Below are 15,651 nucleotides of genomic sequence, written 5' to 3' on the forward strand. Positions count from 1 at the left end.
GATATAACCGTGAAGCTTAAAGTGCTTTAAAGCGGATGGCAGTGCCGCCGCTGGTGGCAAGTGTTAGTGTTAGCTTGTCGTTAGCGGTCACCATGCGTTTTTCGATGTTTAAATCGTACGGGTTGTTTTTCCATTCGGCGTTTTTACCGTCTTGGTATATATGCGCTTCAAACTTTTTACCTTTTTCTAAAAAGTCGAGTTTTACCTCAATGGTGCGGGCTTTTTCGTCAGTCACTGCACCTAAGTACCAATCGTTTCCTGAGTATTTATCGCGTTTTCGTTCTTTACGAGCGAATACAATAAAGTCGCCCACCTCGCCATCAAGCGCAATACTCTGCTGCCAATCGGTTGGTACATCTTGAATAAATTGAAATGCATCTGGCTTAGCTAAGTAGTTTTTAGGTAGGTCGGCAGCCATTTGAATCGGGCTATACAGCACAACATAAAGTGCAAGTTGCTTGGCAAGCGTTGTTTGTGGGCGGTTTGTATCATCGCCTAAGCCATTAAAGCCCATATCAAATATACCGGGAGTAAAGTCCATTGGCCCTGCCAGCATACGGGTAAACGCAAGCATAGGGATATGCTCTGGCGGGTTAGGCGGTGTGCCCCATGCATTAAACTCTTGCCCACGTGCGCCTTCGCGCGCAATCCAGTTGGGGTAGGTACGGCGCAGGCCAGTGTCTTTTATAGGTTCGTGAGTGTTAATACTAATTTTATGTTTAGCAGCGAGCTTTACGTTATAAAGATATTCGTTAACCATAAATTGACCGTCGTGCCACTCATGGCGGGCAACGCCGTTTTCATCTATGCGTTTTATGTTTCCGCCATCGGCCACATAGCCCGTTTTAACTTGGCTTACGTTTGACTTTTCGTAAAGGGCAAAGGCATCTTCCATTTGATTGCGATAGTTAGTTACGTTGCCTGAGGTTTCGTGGTGGCCAATTAACTGCACCCTTTTTTGCTTACCGTAGCGGGTAAGCTCCTCAATATCAAAGTCGTCGTAGGGTTGTGTAAAGCTAAACACATCGCCATTAAAAAACCAGTCGCCATCCCAGCCTATGTTCCATCCTTCTACTAGCACGCCGTCAAAGCCATATTCTGCGGCAAAGTCCATGTAGTATTTGGTTGTTTGAGTTGTAGCACCGTGTTTTTCACCACTGCCCCATGTTTGCGTATTTATGTGCATACCCCACCAAATACCGACGTATTTACCCGGTTTTACCCACGAAACATCACCTAATTTATTTGGTTCATTAAGGTTTAAAATAATATCCGAGTTAATCAGGTCGACCGCTTTACTGCCTATTTGAATAGTACGCCACGGTGTATTAAATGCGCCTTGCTTTTTTACTGCAATGCCGTCAGACCATGGTGTTAAATCGGCTTGAAAAACACCTGGTCGACGCTGGTTCAGGGTCATACCTGCATAATCGACAAGGGCTGCTTCGTGAATGCTAACGTGTACGCCCTCTTTATTTTTAAATGTAAAAGGGGTGTGTACTAAGGGGGCGTCGTTAACTGGGGTGGTGTTATAAACATATTCGTAACGGTTCCAGCCTCGGGCTGGGATCCACCACGCTGTTGCACTTTGGCTGTCGGTAATGGCAAATTCGGTAAGTTCTTTTGTGATTTCTATATTTTCAAAACCGGGTTGCTTGGGTAGTTCGTATCTAAAGCCCACGCCGTTGTTAAAGGCTCTAAATTTAACGGTAAATACGCCGCCTTGTGGTTTTTTAAATGTAACAGCAACTTCGTTATGGTTGTCGGTAACGATTTGTCGCTCGCCCCAGGGTTGTTGCCACTGTGTATTTTGTGTGTATTTTTGTGTATGGGTTATTTTAAAGCCTTCGCTAAAAGGGGCTTGTTGTTTAAATTTAAACCCAAGCGCGGAGCTATTAATAACCGGTTTGTTTTTAAAGTCGATTGAATAGCTGGGGGTTGTTAATTCGTCAGAAATAGTTATTTTAATATTGCCGTTGGGCGATTGTAATATGGCTGTTTGTGCAAAACAGCTGCCCGAAAAAGCGAAAAGCAAAAGTGCTGATGTTCTCATTTAAGAGATCCTTACTGTGTCAGTGTGACTTATCAGAATAAAGGCTGTTGTTAACAAATACGAATATCTACATACGTATTCATTTATCAATAAAATAGAAAGAAATAAGTCACCTAATAGGTCTATACTGTAAATAATTTGAAAAATAAGAATAGTAAGATGATGTTCAAATATTTAACGTTAATGACTGCCATGCTGTTAACGTGGCAGGCACAAGCGGTTTCTATCACGGTTAACAATAATAAAAACGAGCCTATGGCTGATGCCGTGGTGTGGCTGACTTCTGAGGTGCTTTCTAGTCAATCCAGCCAAGTAGATACGCTTTATTCTATGGTGCAAAGAGATAGGGAGTTTACACCGCGCATTTTAGTTGTACCACAAAATGCAAAAGTGGAATTTCCGAACGCCGATTCAATTTTGCATCATGTGTATTCGTTTTCTGAGGCAAAAACGTTCGAATTAAAGTTATATAAGGAACAACCCAAGGCGCCATTAGTGTTTGACCAAACAGGTGTTGTTGAGTTGGGATGTAATATTCATGACTGGATGCTTGGTTATATTGTGGTTGTTGATAGCCCTATTTTTGCTATTACCGATAACCGCGGACATGTAAATTTAAGCGCAGAGCCAGGTGAGTACACCCTTAATGTATGGCATTCAGGGTTTGGCGATATAAGCCATGTTGAGTCTAAAAAAGTCACCATAGGGCAAGCTCCATTTATATATAAAATTAAACAAGCGATAACCGAGCATTTTGATTTTGCTACGGATGAATTTGATGATTATTAACCACATGCTTAAATATGCGGTTATAAGTGGTGTGTTTTTATTTAGCGCATCAATTAGTGCACAGGTTAAGGGGCTGCTACAAGTACGTGCAGTTCAAGGCGATGCGCTAAAAAGCTTTCAAGACGGAGGCACCGGCTTATACCGGCACAATACTAAAAGCGATAGCGTGTTGTTATCGCAAGGTATTATTGATGTGCGCGCCGATTTAGCAACAAGTTGGTCTGCTCATGGGGTGTTAAACGTTAATCAGGACCCTGATGTAGGATTAGGTTTAACACAAGCCTATTTTACATATAAACCATTAACCAGTAGTGCTTATAAGTGGCATGTGAGAGTGGGTGGTTTTTATCCGCTAATGTCGTTAGAGAACCCAGATATTGGCTGGACATCTCCTTATAACTATACCAATTCAGCAATTAATAGTTGGATTGGTGAAGAGCTTAGAACCGTTGGCGCAGAGGTAACAATAAAACGCCCAGCTAAACGTTTTAACAGCCCGCATAGTTTTAGTTTAGTGGGGGCAACATTTAAAGGTAACGACCCTACAGGCACGCTGCTGTCTTGGCGCGGTTTTGCCATGCACGATAGGCAAACTACATTTAACGAAGGTATTAGGTTTGCACCCGTTGCGGCACTTGATGACTTTTCACTGCGTTGGCAGGCAAACCAGGTTTTACCGTTTGAAGAAGTTGATGGGCGCTTTGGCTATTACCTAGGTGCACACTGGGATTATTTAAAACAGTCACAATTTAGGGTTTATTATTACGACAATAACGGTGATCCGACTAAACTTAACATTAGTTCTGGGCAATATGCATGGCATACACGCTTTACCAGCGCTGCTTGGTTATATAAATTTAATAATAAAACGCGTTTTATAACGCAGGTATTAACGGGTAAAACCGAAATGGGGCATAACAAATTAATAGATAACGCCTTTTATAGTCATTATTTAATGTTAAGCCATAAAGAAGGTAAACATAGAGTATCGGTACGGTACGACTACTTTAAGGTGACCGATAACGACACGACAGTATTTGACCCAAATGCAAGCGATGGCGAAGGGTTAACAGCCTCATGGCGTTACGCGTTTAGCAAATACGGTCAACTAGGTATTGAAGGCTCAGCACTAAAAAGCTTTATAGACAATAGAGCTGCAATGGGGTTACAGCAGCGAGTTTCGCAGCAGCAAGTGATGATTAACACGCAATGGAAGTTTTAGGTTTTATCAACCTACTGCAATTTTAGGTTTAATTTGTAATAGGCGTTTAGGGCCTTGTAGGATGATAAAATGAATTTGCATAGTATTCGCGTTAAAGTGTCGTTTCCTATTGTTGTATTAGGACTTGCCATACTCTCGTTAATTGTGGGGTATACCTACTTAATAACTTTACAAAAAAATGCACTTGATGTGCAGTCTGAAAAGTTTATTAAGGCGCTGTCTCTTGCTTTAAATGCAGACCGCGACCTATACCAAACTAAAGTTGCCGAATTAAATTTAGTAACCCATTCAAAAAATACAGAAAAGTACCAGGCAGAGCACGAAGAAAATGCAATGCAAGTTACTGATAAACTAAATCAGTATTTATCTTTAATGAAAGATTACCCCAGTATAGCTAAAGAGCTAAATGGCTTTGAAAACGACTTTAATACGTGGCTAGCAGCGTCAAAAAGCTACATGGCCGATAAAAATAACCAAGCTAAACAAACGAATTCAGAGCAAGCATTTGCCACTTTAAGAGTTAGGCTTGATAAAGCCGGTGAACTGGCTGAAAAAACCTCTGAGCAAGAAATTATCACGCTTTCATCTAATATTATTTCAACCAAAATTATGATGTTAGTCATCGTTGTTATTATTTTAATTGCAGCGAGTTGGTTTAGTTACAGTGTGCCTAAACAACTTACTCGCCAAATCAATTATGTAACTAAGCGTATTAGTGATATTGCCTCCGGGGATGGCGACTTAACTGGGCGCATACAAGTTACGTCTAAAGATGAGTTTTCTGACTTAGCCACCGAATTTAATACCTTTTTAGATAACTTACAGCAGTTAATACGCGATATATTAGAGCAATCTAAAGAGTTAAATGGCTTAGGTGTTGAGCTAAGTAAAGTGGCCACACAAAATAACAATGTAAACCAAGCCTTGGGGCAAGCGTCAGAGTCTATTGTAAGCGCAGTACATGAAATGAGCACTGCCAGCAAAGAGGTGGCAGGGGTTGCGCAGCAGTCATCAAGCGAAGCCGATAACTCGTTAAAACTGGCTCAACAAGGACTTAGTGCAGTGGCTAACTCTAGTTCGCGTATAACTTCCCTTTCTAACAATATGGAGCAAGCAATGGCTCGTTCTACAGAGCTACAGCAAAGCTCTGACAATATCGCTAAAGTTTTAGAGGTCATTCGCGCCATAGCAGAGCAAACAAACTTATTAGCACTTAATGCGGCAATAGAGGCGGCACGCGCTGGTGAATACGGGCGAGGCTTTGCGGTTGTGGCTGACGAAGTAAGAACGCTCGCTACGCGCACACAAGATAGTACCAACGATATTCAACAAATGATTGAGCTGTTTGCATCGAGTGTATCGCAGTCAATTAATGCCATCGATGAGAGTAAGCAATTTGCAGATGATGCTGTGGAGTCGTTTTCACAAACTAACGATATACTCAATGCTATGCAAAGCTCATCGACTAAAGTAAACGATATGGCGATGCAAACTGCGCAGGCTACGGAAGAGCAAACAACGGTTTCTGATGAAATAAGCCATAACTTATCGTCACTTAACGATCAAACCTTAGAAGGTGGGGCGCTGGCACGCACAACGCAAGATGTATCAACTAAAATGGAGCAGCTAACAGATGAGCTTAATCGATTAGTTAATCGGTTTAAGGTTTAATATAACAAAAAGGGAGCCTGTAGAGCTCCCTTTTTGGCGTATTAGCATTTATTATTTTTTATCAAACACGCGTTTCATAAAGTTAGGTGTTGCTAATGCACCATGGTGAATACCGCTGTTGTAGTATTCACTTTGCTCGGCTATTTGTGCTGCGCCATCTTCTCTGAAGCCCTTAAAGGTTTCAGACTTACGAGCAAGAGTTACCGACCATAAACCGCTTGGGTAAATTGGTTGTGGGAATGGTAATGTTTGTAAATCGTTAAAGCCAACACTTAGCATCGCTTCACGCATTTCAACAAGTAGTGGCATATGCATAAGTGGCGATTCACTTTGCTGTACTAAAATACCACCAGGGCGAAGTGCATTTAAGCAGCTTGTGTAAAATGCATGGTTAAATAGACCTTCGCCAGGTCCTACAGGGTCAGTACCATCAACAATAACCACGTCGATAGACTCACCAGCTGCTTCGCGCATGTACTTAATACCATCGTCAAACATAACTGTAGCGCGTGCATCGTTATTAGATTCGCAAAGCTCAGGGAAGTATTTTAACGACATTTGCGTAACTACTTCGTCTATGTCAATTTGCATTACGCTTTCTACGCCAGGGTGCTTTAATACTTCACGTAACGTGCCGCAGTCGCCACCACCAATAATAACCACATTTTTAGGGTTTGGGTGTGCCAAAAGTGCAGGATGGCTGATCATTTCATGATAAAAAAAGTTTTCGCGGGTTGATACCATGGTACAACCGTCGATGATCATTAAATTACCAAAGTCTGTGGTTTCGAACATTTCTACTTTTTGAAAAGGAGACTGTTTTTCATCTAACTTTTTGTTAATACGTAATGAAAATGCGCTGCCGTCACGATCGCTAATTTCAGTAAACCACTTACTTTGATCTAAGTTTGCCATAGTTGCTGATACACTTTTTAGGTTGAGGTAAAAAAAGGGCAATTCTGCCAGTGCTTGGCAGTTTGCTCAATGACATTTTAACTGATTTAGCGAATAAAGTTAGTTAGGAGTGAGTGAAAGTTCAATTTTTGTTAGCCTCGGAGATAGCGACGTATTAAAATGCGCCTTTATACCTAATTGACGAAAGAAGAGTTGCCATGACCTGGGGTTTAGAAACAGCACGTGCCACTTACAATGTTGCTCATTGGAGTGATGGCTATTTTGATATTAATGCACAAGGCGAATTGGTTGCCTACCCCGACGGCGATCAAAGCAAAGCAGCAATCTCTTTAACCGATTTAACTGAGCAATTTAAACAGCAAGGGTTAACACTGCCTGTTTTAGTGCGCTTTACCGACATTTTAAAAAATCGTGTCGATACGCTTACTAGTGCCTTTACTAAAGCGCGCAGCAGTCGTGAGTACAATGGTAAATACACCTGTGTTTATCCTATTAAAGTAAATCAGCAGCGCTCTGTTGTTAGTAAATTATTGGCGCATCCAAGCGGGTTAGTTGGCCTTGAAGCGGGCTCAAAACCAGAGTTAATGGCTATTTTAGGTGTGGCAAAAGAGCCAATCACTATTGTATGTAATGGCTATAAAGACAGTGAGTTTTTACGTTTAGCGTGCATTGGCCAAGCTATGGGGCACAGCGTAAAAATAGTAGTAGAAAAGCTATCTGAGCTAACTACTTTACTTGAAGAAATCGATAATTTGGGTATTGAACCTGCAATAGGTATTCGAATTCGTTTAAATTCGGTGGGTAAAGGTAAGTGGCAAAATACCGGTGGCGAAAAAGGTAAGTTTGGTTTAACTGCAGGGCAAGTATTAAGTGCGGTAGAAGTGCTTAAAAAACACAATAAATTACACTTGATGCAAATGGTGCATTTTCATATTGGCTCTCAAATTGCCAATATACGTGATATACATCGCGCACTTCGTGAATGTGCGCGTCACTTTGCAGAATTAACACAGCTAGGTGTGCCGCTCAATACCGTAGATGTTGGGGGCGGTTTAGGCGTAGATTATGAAGGGTCGGGCTCTCGTAGTGCGTGCTCAATGAACTACACAGTGGAAGAGTATGCTCGTAATGTAGTCAATGCGTTTGCTGAGGTGTGCGACCAACACGATTTAACCCATCCGGCTATTATTACCGAATCAGGCCGTGCTTTAACCGCGCATCATGCGGTACTCATTACCGATGTGATTGACGTTGAAAAAGCACCCAATCATTTAAATCCTGAGCCACCGCTTGAAAACAGCGTGTTAGTGCTTGATGAAATGTGGCAATGCTTACAGCGTTTAAATCCGCGCATGGCGCTAGAAATTTACCACGATGCGATGCACTTATTTAGCGAAGCTCACGATCAGTACGTACATGGTTTAGTAAGCATGTTAGAGTGGGCGAAAATAGAGCAGCTTTATTTTACTATTTTACACCGCGTGCGTGCGTCGCTTAGTAATAACGCCCGCGCACACCGAGAAGTACTTGACGATTTAAATGAAAAATTAGCCGATAAACTGTTTGTTAATTTTTCACTGTTTCAGTCGTTACCTGATGTGTGGGGCATACAGCAGTTGTTTCCGGTTATGCCAATCGAAAACTTAACGCAACCACTTACTCAGCGCGCCATTATCCAAGATATTACTTGTGACTCGGATGGGCAAATACGCGAATACGTTGAAGGTGCAGGTATTGAAACCAGTTTACCAATCCCTGAATATAAGCATGGCGAACAATACCACCTTGCTATGTTTATGGTGGGCGCGTATCAAGAAATTTTAGGCGATTTACATAACCTCTTTGGTGATACCGATTCAGTGCATGTTGAGCTAAACGACGACGGCTATGTATTAACCAATGCCATAAAAGGTGATAGCGTTAAGGATGTATTAAAGTTTGTTGATTACGATAGTGCTATTTTAGCTGAAAATTTTGCTTATCAAATTAATAAACTGGACGCCTCAGAGCAGTGTAAAGCCGGGTATTTGGCCGAACTTAATGCAGGGCTTGAAGGCTACACCTATTTTGAAGATTAATTTTTAAGTATAAAAGCGCAGTGTTTAATGCTGCGCACCGTTAAAGGAATAGAAGTAATGTCAGTTATTCGTAGTGTTTTTAGTCTTATTTTTTATGCATTAAACACACTTTTTTGGTTTATACCTATTTTTATTTGTGGCTTATTAAAGCTTATTCCTATCAAATCATTACAAAAGTTATTGAGTTGGGTTGCTAAACAGTGCGCCACTATTTGGGTGTCGTTCAACACTTTAAACCAGTTGTTGCTCACACCAACAAAACTTAACATAACGGGCTTAGACTCTATTAAACTAAAAGATTGGTACTTGGTGATTGCCAATCATCAAAGCTGGGTAGACATTTTAGTATTACAGCGTGTATTTAATCGTAAAATTCCGTTTTTAAATTTCTTTTTAAAGAAAGAGCTCATTTATGTACCTGTGTTGGGATTATGTTGGTGGGCACTCGACTTTCCATTTATGACGCGCACCAGTAAAAGCCAGCTTAAAAAGAACCCTAAACTACGTGGTAAAGACTTAGAAACAACACGTAAAGCATGCGAAAAATTTAAAGAAATGCCTGTAACGGTAGTTAACTTTGTTGAAGGTACGCGCTTTACGCAAAGTAAACATGCAAAACAGCAAAGTCCGTTTCCGCATTTATTAAAACCAAAAGCCGGTGGTATTGCCTTTGTTATGCAAGCAATGGGTGAGCAAATTTCTCAAGTTGTGAATGTTACATTGCATTACCCTGACGGTATTCCTACGTTTATGGATTTTGCTGGCGGAAAAGTAAAAAATATTAATATACACGTGAATGTCATGCCAGTAAGTGACGAGCTAATTGGTGATTACACGGGCGATTCTGAATTTAGAGTTCGTTTTCAAGGCGAGTTAAACCGTTTATGGGAAGAAAAAGAACAAACATTGCAATCACTTGACGCCCCAACAAGTACAAAATAACACGGTGAGCTTACAGTTATGCTAAAAAAATGGTTACCAAATTGGCTAAATGGCCTAATTGTAGGCTGCGTATTATTTACTAATCTTATAATTTTTGGCGTATTGGTATTACTTTTAGGATTAGTGAAGTTATTACTGCCTATCCATGCTGTTAATCGGTTATTACATAGCGCTTATCGGGGGTGGTGTAACGGTAATCGGTTAGGTTTATGGCTAGGCTGCCCAGATATTAAAATTGATGTAAAAGGTGATTTAAACTCAAAAAGTTGGTACTTACTAATTTGTAATCATATGAGTTGGTTAGATATTACGGTACTTAGTTCGATGCATGCGTTACCCGCCCCTAAGTTTTTTTTAAAAGACGATTTAAAGTATGTGCCATTTATTGGCACTGGCGCATGGGCGATGGGAATGCCATTTATGAAGCGTGTAAGCAAAGCGCAAATAGCTAAAAACCCAAAGTTGAAAGGGTTAGACATAGAGCGTACCAAAAACAGCTGTCGTAACTTTCGTAACCACCCAACAACTATTATCAACTTTGTTGAAGGAACGCGTTATACCCCCGCTAAACATGCACAACAGCAAAGCCCGTTTAAGCACTTACTAAAGCCAAAGGCTGGCGGAATTGCCTTTGCACTGGAAGTACTCGGAACCCAGTTTGATGCTATGTTAAATACCAGTTTGGTCTATAGCGGTAAGTCAGATCATGTGTGCCGCAACTTATTAAAAGGTGAGCTAGACTCTATTCACGTATCAATTGATGTAATGGCTATTACCGACACTATGTTAGGTAGTTATCAAACAGATGAAGCGTTCAAAGTTAACTTTCAACAATATGTGAACGATTTATGGGTTGCAAAAGATAAGCAATTGGCAGGTATTTATGCTCAGCACGCTATGCCAGATGCACAAATTAGTAAGGAAGCCAAAACACTATGACCAACACCCATATACAAGAGCTAATTGCTCCTTGGTTTGAAAATGTCCCCGACGCTGCTTTTTTTAGTGCACTAACGGCTACCGCCATTGGCATTTGTTCGTTACTTGTTGTGTATTTATTTACTCGCAGGCTTATGCTACCAGGTATTCAAAAGGTGGTTACTAAGTTATCGCCTGAGCGTATTGGCGCGCTTTCTCCAATGTTAACTAAGCTAAATAAGCGTATTGCTGGGCTACTGTGTTGTGTATTGTTTTTAGCCACCTTCGACAGTTTTTATCCGGTTGGTGAGCTAGCGGCTGAAATACTTAAAACCATAGGCCAAGCCTTATTAATTATTTACACTGGCTTTATTATCAGCAGCATTGTTAGTATCGCTGCTGCTATTTATAACCAATTAGACTTTGCCCGAGAAGTCCCCATTCAAGGCCTTGTTCAAGTTGTAAAACTAATTACCTTTATTGTGTGTGGTATTTTAATTGTTAGTATTGTGCTTGAAAAATCACCGACATATATTCTTTCGGGTTTTGGTGCTATTGCCGCCGTCACTTTATTAGTATTTAAAGATACAATTTTAGGGTTTGTTGCCAGTATACAAATTGCGGCTAACCGATTAGTGACTTATGGCGATTGGATCCAAGTTGATAATTATGGCGCCGATGGTGAGGTAATAGACTTAGGCTTGAACACGGTAAAAGTACGTAACTGGGATAACACCATTACGACGATTCCTACTTACATGCTGGTGGCCGGGTCGTTCAAAAACTGGCGAGGTATGCAAGAGTCGGGTGGAAGGCGGATTAAGCGCTCACTCAATATTGATATGAACAGTATTTGCCTAGTAAACGACGAGTTTAGAGCGCAAATTGATGCGGCTATTCCGCTACATGAGTATATTCGAGTGTCGGCATTACCAGAGCCTGTGTCTAATTTAGGGCTGTTTCGTCGTTATGCTGAAGGGTATTTAAAGCAGCATAGTAAAATAAACTCTTCGCTTACTTTAATGGTGAGAGAGCTTCAACCGTTAAACCACGGTTTACCTATTGAGTTTTACTGTTTTAGTGAAGATAAGCGCTGGATCTCTTACGAACATTTGCAAGCTGAAATAATGGATCACTTACTTGCCGTGCTGCCTATTTTTGGATTACGTGCTTATCAAAGTGTGAGTGGGCAGTTAAGCCCACCAACCAATGCGGGGCAAACTGAAAAGCCCAGTATTAAAGTGCCCAATAATGCTGTGCAAGACCCACGCTAATAAAGAATATTAATAGCCACCAAATAGGTGGCTTTTTAAATCGTAGCCATGCAAAAGCCACAACAACTAACCCAACATGTAACCAGCTGTGCACTGCCGATGTCCAAATAGGTGAGTATAAAGCTGCGGCCAAAAAGCCCACAACGGCGGCATTAAGTGCGGCAATTGAACTAGCAAAACGCGGTTTATTAGCCAAGTTAAGCCAGCTTTTTTGAAATGCTAACATCAATAAAAAGCCGGGTGCAAAAATTAATAACGTAGCAACCAGTGCGCCAAATAAAGGCTGCGCAGTATTAAGTTGTGCACCTAAATAAGTAGCAATAGTAAACATAGGGCCAGGGATTGCTTGAGCGCTGGCATAAGCGCTTAAAAATTGGTCATCGCTCAGCGCAGGTACACCAGCTTGCAATACGGGTAATACAACGTGCCCACCACCAAACACCATAGCGCCTGCTTGGTAAAAAGGAGCAAATAAAGCAAATTCTTTTCCAAGGGGGGCAAAGCTAATAGCCAGTAACAATGCAAATAAGCTCAGAGCAACCCAGTTAATATTACTTTTTGTGTTGGTATTCGTATTTTGATTTGCCTCGCCTAATTTTAATAAAGGCCATATAGCACCAATAGATGCAGCAATAACTAAAACTGCAATTTGCGTGCTTAACACCGGAAGTAGTACAAGCGCTAAGGTGCTTAATACGGCAAGTAACTTTAGCACCGCACTTGTGCAAAAGCTTTTAGCCATAGACAGTGTGGCATCAGCTACGATGACCACGGCAAATAGTTTTAAACCCGCAATAATCGCATAATAAACGGCATCAAATTGGTGTGCACTAATGGCCAGTATCACCATAATTAAAAAAGATGGCAGCGTAAAACCAACAAACGCGGTAATACCACCTAATATCCCTGCGCGTTCAACGCCAATAGCAAAGCTTACTTGGCTCGAACCAGGCCCCGGCAACGCTTGGCTTAAACTAATTAATTGCGCGTAGCGTGTGTTGGTGATCCAATTTAATGTATCTACAAAGTGGCGCTTAAAATAGCCTAAGTGTGCCGCTGGGCCACCAAAGCTCATGCAGCCAAGTAAAAAAAACTGTCTAAAAATAGCAACTAGCATTGCGCTTGTATCCTTTTTTGAATTCATTAAATTGTCACAAAGGAATATGACATGTTTATTAAAACTCAATTTTGTAGGGTTAATAACAAAATTATAAGGTGATTGTTACGCACTTCATAGTTTGTTCATACAGGTAATTACATACTGTTGCTAATTTCTAAATGAATAGGACATCATCATGACATTAACAAAATCACTTTTAAGCGTTACAGTAGTAGCCGTATTACTTTCAGGTTGTGAAATGAATAATACCGGCAAAGGCGCGGCAATTGGCGCAGCTGCTGGTGGCGTGCTAGGTAAAGCAACGGGTAACCACAAAGACAAGCGCATATTTATTGGTGCTGCTATTGGTGCATTAGCAGGCGCTGCTGTGGGTGATTACATGGATAAGCAAGAAGAAGCGTTTCGTGATGAACTAGCAGGTTCTGGTGTTGAAGTAGTTCGCGAAGGCGATAACTTACGCTTGGTTATGCCCTCTAATATTACGTTTGCAACCGATCAATCATACATTTCAACAGGGTTTAACGATACGCTAAACGCCATTGCTAAAGTTATGAACAAGTATGAGAAAACCTACCTAAGCGTAGAAGGGCATACAGATAGCACAGGGCAAGATAGCTACAACATGAACTTATCGCGCGAACGCGCTCAAAGTGTAAAAGCTTACTTAGCCAACCAGGACATTATGGCAGCGCGCATTAGCACTAGCGGCTTTGGTGAAACACGCCCAATTGCCACTAACGACACTGCAAACGGGCGAGCTCAAAACCGCCGTGTAGAAATTCAAATAGTGCCAAACACAGAGGGTTAATCCTTATTAAACTGTAATTCACACAGCTTTTGATACAACGGGTTGCTTGACACTAACTCTTGGTGAGTACCCGTTGCAATAATTTCTCCATTTTCCATGACTACAATCATATCTGCGTGGATAACTGTTGCTAGCCTATGTGCAATAATAAGCGTGGTTCTATTTTGCATTAAGTGCTCAAGTGCGGCTTGAACATGGTGCTCGCTTTGCGCATCGAGTGCGCTGGTTGCTTCATCAAGAAGGAGTATTTCAGGGTCTTTTAAAATAGCCCTAGCAAGTACAATACGCTGCTTTTGACCACCGGATAACCTAACGCCTTGCTCGCCTAAAAAGCTGTTGTAACCTTGTGGTAATTGTTTAATAAATTCATCGGCATGAGCATGTTTTGCAGCAGCGTATACTTGTTCATCAGTGGCGTTTGGGTTGCCGTAACGAATGTTATGCACTACATCTGAGCTAAATAAAATAGGGTTTTGTGCCACCATGCCCATTTTATCGCGCAGAGTGTTTAAAGAGAGCGACTTAATATCAATATCGTGAAATTTTATTGCGCCACTAGCTGGGTCGTAAAAACGTTGTAGTAGCTCAAATAAGGTTGTTTTACCTGCGCCAGATGGGCCAACAATAGCCACTGTTTGACCTTGCGAAATGCTTAAGCTTATTTTGTTAAGTGCGCTGACATCCGGGCGAGACGGATAATTAAAGCTGATATTTTCAAGCGAGATTGCAGGTAAACTTGTGTTATTTTGTAGCTGAGCGTCTTGCGGGTTTTCAGGATTTTCAATTTCACTTTTAACCGCAAGTAATTCAAGTAAGCGGGCGGCTGCGCCTGCCGCTCTTTGCAATTCGCCGTATACTTCTGCAACCGTTGCTACCGACATTGCCACCATAATAGCGTAAAACACGAATGCACCCAGTTCACCCCCGGTCATAGTGCCTGCCAGTACATCACTGCCGCCAACCCACAGCATTGCGCTGATGGCACTGAAGGTTAAAAATATTACAGCAGCAATTAAAAACGAGCGCTGTTTAATGCGGCTTTTGGCAACGTTAAAGGCTTTTTCGGTTTCAAGTGCAAAAGCATGTTGCTCTTGCGTTTCGTGGCTGTAACTTTGTACCACTTTAATATTTTGAATGATCTCGCCGGCATAGGTGCTTATATCGGCAATGGCGTCTTGGCTAGAGCTTGCAAGCTTGCGCACCTTTTTGCCAAATACCATCATCGGCACTAATACTAGTGGCACACACGCAACCACTACAAGCGTAAGCTTTAAGTTGGTAATTAATAACATGACCAAACCGCCAACCAGCATTAATGTACTGCGCAGCGCCATTGAAAACGAGGAGCCAATAATAGATTGCAGTAAAGTGGTGTCGGTTGTTAAACGCGACATTAGCTCGCCACTGCGGTTTTCTTCAAAGTAGCTTGGATGCAATGTCACAATACGGTTAAACACGGCCTTACGAATATCGTTACTGACTCGCTCGCCAATCCACGACATTAGATAAAATCGGCTAAACGTGCCTACAGCCAATAAGCTAATTAAACCAATAAGTACCAATACAGCTTGTTGAAGTTGCGCTTGAGATCCCGCAATAAAGCCATGATCTATGACAAATTTAACCCCTTGGCCTAACGATAAATTAACACCAGCCGTTACTAATAAAGCGCCAAGGGCTGCTACGACCATCCATTTATAGGGTTTAATAAATGCAAAAATAGGCAATAAACTGCTAAATGCAGCTTTTTCGGTTGCGTGGGTACTGTTTGGCATAGTGGATTCTTTTTATAAGTTGAGGTATAGATATGGCATCATTGAATTAAAAATCAATAGCTTTAAAAATCATCAATAAGGAATCG

Annotated in this window: 12 protein-coding genes; 8 read left to right on the plus strand and 4 right to left on the minus strand. The window is 41.4% G+C overall.

The genetic code is table 11. The features are described from left to right. Nucleotides 1-16: 16 nt before the first annotated feature. Nucleotides 17-2,053, minus strand: a complete 2,037-nt coding sequence (locus ATS76_RS05790) for a glycoside hydrolase family 97 protein (protein ID WP_058551399.1) — start codon at nucleotides 2,051-2,053, stop codon at nucleotides 17-19. A gap of 162 nt (nucleotides 2,054-2,215) precedes the next feature. Here ATS76_RS05790 and ATS76_RS05795 point away from each other — a divergent pair, with 162 nt between their 5' ends. The 3 genes from ATS76_RS05795 to ATS76_RS05805 all read left to right on the plus strand — a co-directional run bounded on the left by ATS76_RS05795 (nucleotide 2,216) and on the right by ATS76_RS05805 (nucleotide 5,735). Beyond that, nucleotides 2,216-2,842, plus strand: coding sequence for a methylamine utilization protein (locus tag ATS76_RS05795; RefSeq protein WP_058551435.1), 627 nt, complete (start codon nucleotides 2,216-2,218; stop codon nucleotides 2,840-2,842). Next, nucleotides 2,832-4,064, plus strand: a complete 1,233-nt coding sequence (locus ATS76_RS05800; protein ID WP_058551400.1) for a hypothetical protein — start codon at nucleotides 2,832-2,834, stop codon at nucleotides 4,062-4,064. Before ATS76_RS05795 ends, ATS76_RS05800 begins: the two co-directional genes overlap by 11 nt. Nucleotides 4,065-4,133: 69 nt before the next feature. Next, a complete protein-coding gene (locus tag ATS76_RS05805; RefSeq protein WP_058551401.1) occupies nucleotides 4,134-5,735 on the plus strand; it encodes a methyl-accepting chemotaxis protein in 1,602 nt (533 codons plus the stop codon). Between the two features lie 51 nt (nucleotides 5,736-5,786). Here the strand turns inward: ATS76_RS05805 and speE are convergent, their stop codons facing one another. After that, a complete protein-coding gene (speE, locus tag ATS76_RS05810) occupies nucleotides 5,787-6,650 on the minus strand; it encodes a polyamine aminopropyltransferase (protein WP_058551402.1) in 864 nt (287 codons plus the stop codon). A gap of 197 nt (nucleotides 6,651-6,847) precedes the next feature. Between speE and speA the strand changes: the two genes are divergently transcribed. Genes speA through ATS76_RS05830 form a run of 4 tightly spaced genes read left to right on the plus strand, consistent with a single transcriptional unit; the run spans nucleotide 6,848 to nucleotide 11,862 of the window. Continuing rightward, nucleotides 6,848-8,728 carry a biosynthetic arginine decarboxylase gene (gene speA, locus ATS76_RS05815; protein WP_058551403.1) on the plus strand — a complete coding sequence of 627 codons (1,881 nt, stop codon included), beginning with the start codon at nucleotides 6,848-6,850 and terminating at the stop codon, nucleotides 8,726-8,728. Nucleotides 8,729-8,785: 57 nt separating this feature from the next. Further along, nucleotides 8,786-9,670, plus strand: a complete 885-nt coding sequence (locus ATS76_RS05820; RefSeq protein ID WP_058551436.1) for an acyltransferase — start codon at nucleotides 8,786-8,788, stop codon at nucleotides 9,668-9,670. Between the two features lie 18 nt (nucleotides 9,671-9,688). Further along, on the plus strand, nucleotides 9,689-10,609 hold the full coding sequence (locus ATS76_RS05825) for an acetyltransferase (RefSeq protein WP_058551404.1): 921 nt from the start codon (nucleotides 9,689-9,691) through the stop codon (nucleotides 10,607-10,609). Further along, nucleotides 10,606-11,862 carry a mechanosensitive ion channel family protein gene (locus tag ATS76_RS05830; protein ID WP_058551405.1) on the plus strand — a complete coding sequence of 419 codons (1,257 nt, stop codon included), beginning with the start codon at nucleotides 10,606-10,608 and terminating at the stop codon, nucleotides 11,860-11,862. Before ATS76_RS05825 ends, ATS76_RS05830 begins: the two co-directional genes overlap by 4 nt. On the opposite strand, the gene chrA is transcribed toward ATS76_RS05830, so the two are convergent. Then, a complete protein-coding gene (gene chrA, locus ATS76_RS05835) occupies nucleotides 11,825-12,979 on the minus strand; it encodes a chromate efflux transporter (protein WP_058551406.1) in 1,155 nt (384 codons plus the stop codon). The two genes, ATS76_RS05830 and chrA, sit on opposite strands and share 38 nt — an antisense overlap. A gap of 178 nt (nucleotides 12,980-13,157) precedes the next feature. Between chrA and ATS76_RS05840 the strand changes: the two genes are divergently transcribed. Then, on the plus strand, nucleotides 13,158-13,790 hold the full coding sequence (locus ATS76_RS05840) for an OmpA family protein (protein WP_058403595.1): 633 nt from the start codon (nucleotides 13,158-13,160) through the stop codon (nucleotides 13,788-13,790). Here ATS76_RS05840 and ATS76_RS05845 read toward each other — a convergent pair. Next, nucleotides 13,787-15,565: an ABC transporter transmembrane domain-containing protein gene (locus ATS76_RS05845; RefSeq protein WP_058551407.1), complete on the minus strand. Its 1,779-nt coding sequence runs from the start codon at nucleotides 15,563-15,565 to the stop codon at nucleotides 13,787-13,789. The two genes, ATS76_RS05840 and ATS76_RS05845, sit on opposite strands and share 4 nt — an antisense overlap. Between the last annotated feature and the right edge of the window lie 86 nt (nucleotides 15,566-15,651).

This window comes from Pseudoalteromonas sp. 10-33, assembly GCF_001469195.1.
Classification (GTDB): domain Bacteria; phylum Pseudomonadota; class Gammaproteobacteria; order Enterobacterales; family Alteromonadaceae; genus Pseudoalteromonas.

Coding starts and splice junctions, on each gene's coding strand:
- ATS76_RS05800 (WP_058551400.1), top strand. CDS start 2,832: ATGATTATTAACCACATGCTTAAATATGCGGTTATAAGTGGTGTGTTT.
- ATS76_RS05840 (WP_058403595.1), top strand. CDS start 13,158: ATGACATTAACAAAATCACTTTTAAGCGTTACAGTAGTAGCCGTATTA.
- chrA (WP_058551406.1), bottom strand. CDS start 12,979: ATGCTAGTTGCTATTTTTAGACAGTTTTTTTTACTTGGCTGCATGAGC.
- ATS76_RS05830 (WP_058551405.1), top strand. CDS start 10,606: ATGACCAACACCCATATACAAGAGCTAATTGCTCCTTGGTTTGAAAAT.
- ATS76_RS05805 (WP_058551401.1), top strand. CDS start 4,134: ATGAATTTGCATAGTATTCGCGTTAAAGTGTCGTTTCCTATTGTTGTA.
- ATS76_RS05845 (WP_058551407.1), bottom strand. CDS start 15,565: ATGCCAAACAGTACCCACGCAACCGAAAAAGCTGCATTTAGCAGTTTA.
- ATS76_RS05795 (WP_058551435.1), top strand. CDS start 2,216: ATGTTCAAATATTTAACGTTAATGACTGCCATGCTGTTAACGTGGCAG.
- ATS76_RS05790 (WP_058551399.1), bottom strand. CDS start 2,053: ATGAGAACATCAGCACTTTTGCTTTTCGCTTTTTCGGGCAGCTGTTTT.
- ATS76_RS05825 (WP_058551404.1), top strand. CDS start 9,689: ATGCTAAAAAAATGGTTACCAAATTGGCTAAATGGCCTAATTGTAGGC.
- speA (WP_058551403.1), top strand. CDS start 6,848: ATGACCTGGGGTTTAGAAACAGCACGTGCCACTTACAATGTTGCTCAT.
- speE (WP_058551402.1), bottom strand. CDS start 6,650: ATGGCAAACTTAGATCAAAGTAAGTGGTTTACTGAAATTAGCGATCGT.
- ATS76_RS05820 (WP_058551436.1), top strand. CDS start 8,786: ATGTCAGTTATTCGTAGTGTTTTTAGTCTTATTTTTTATGCATTAAAC.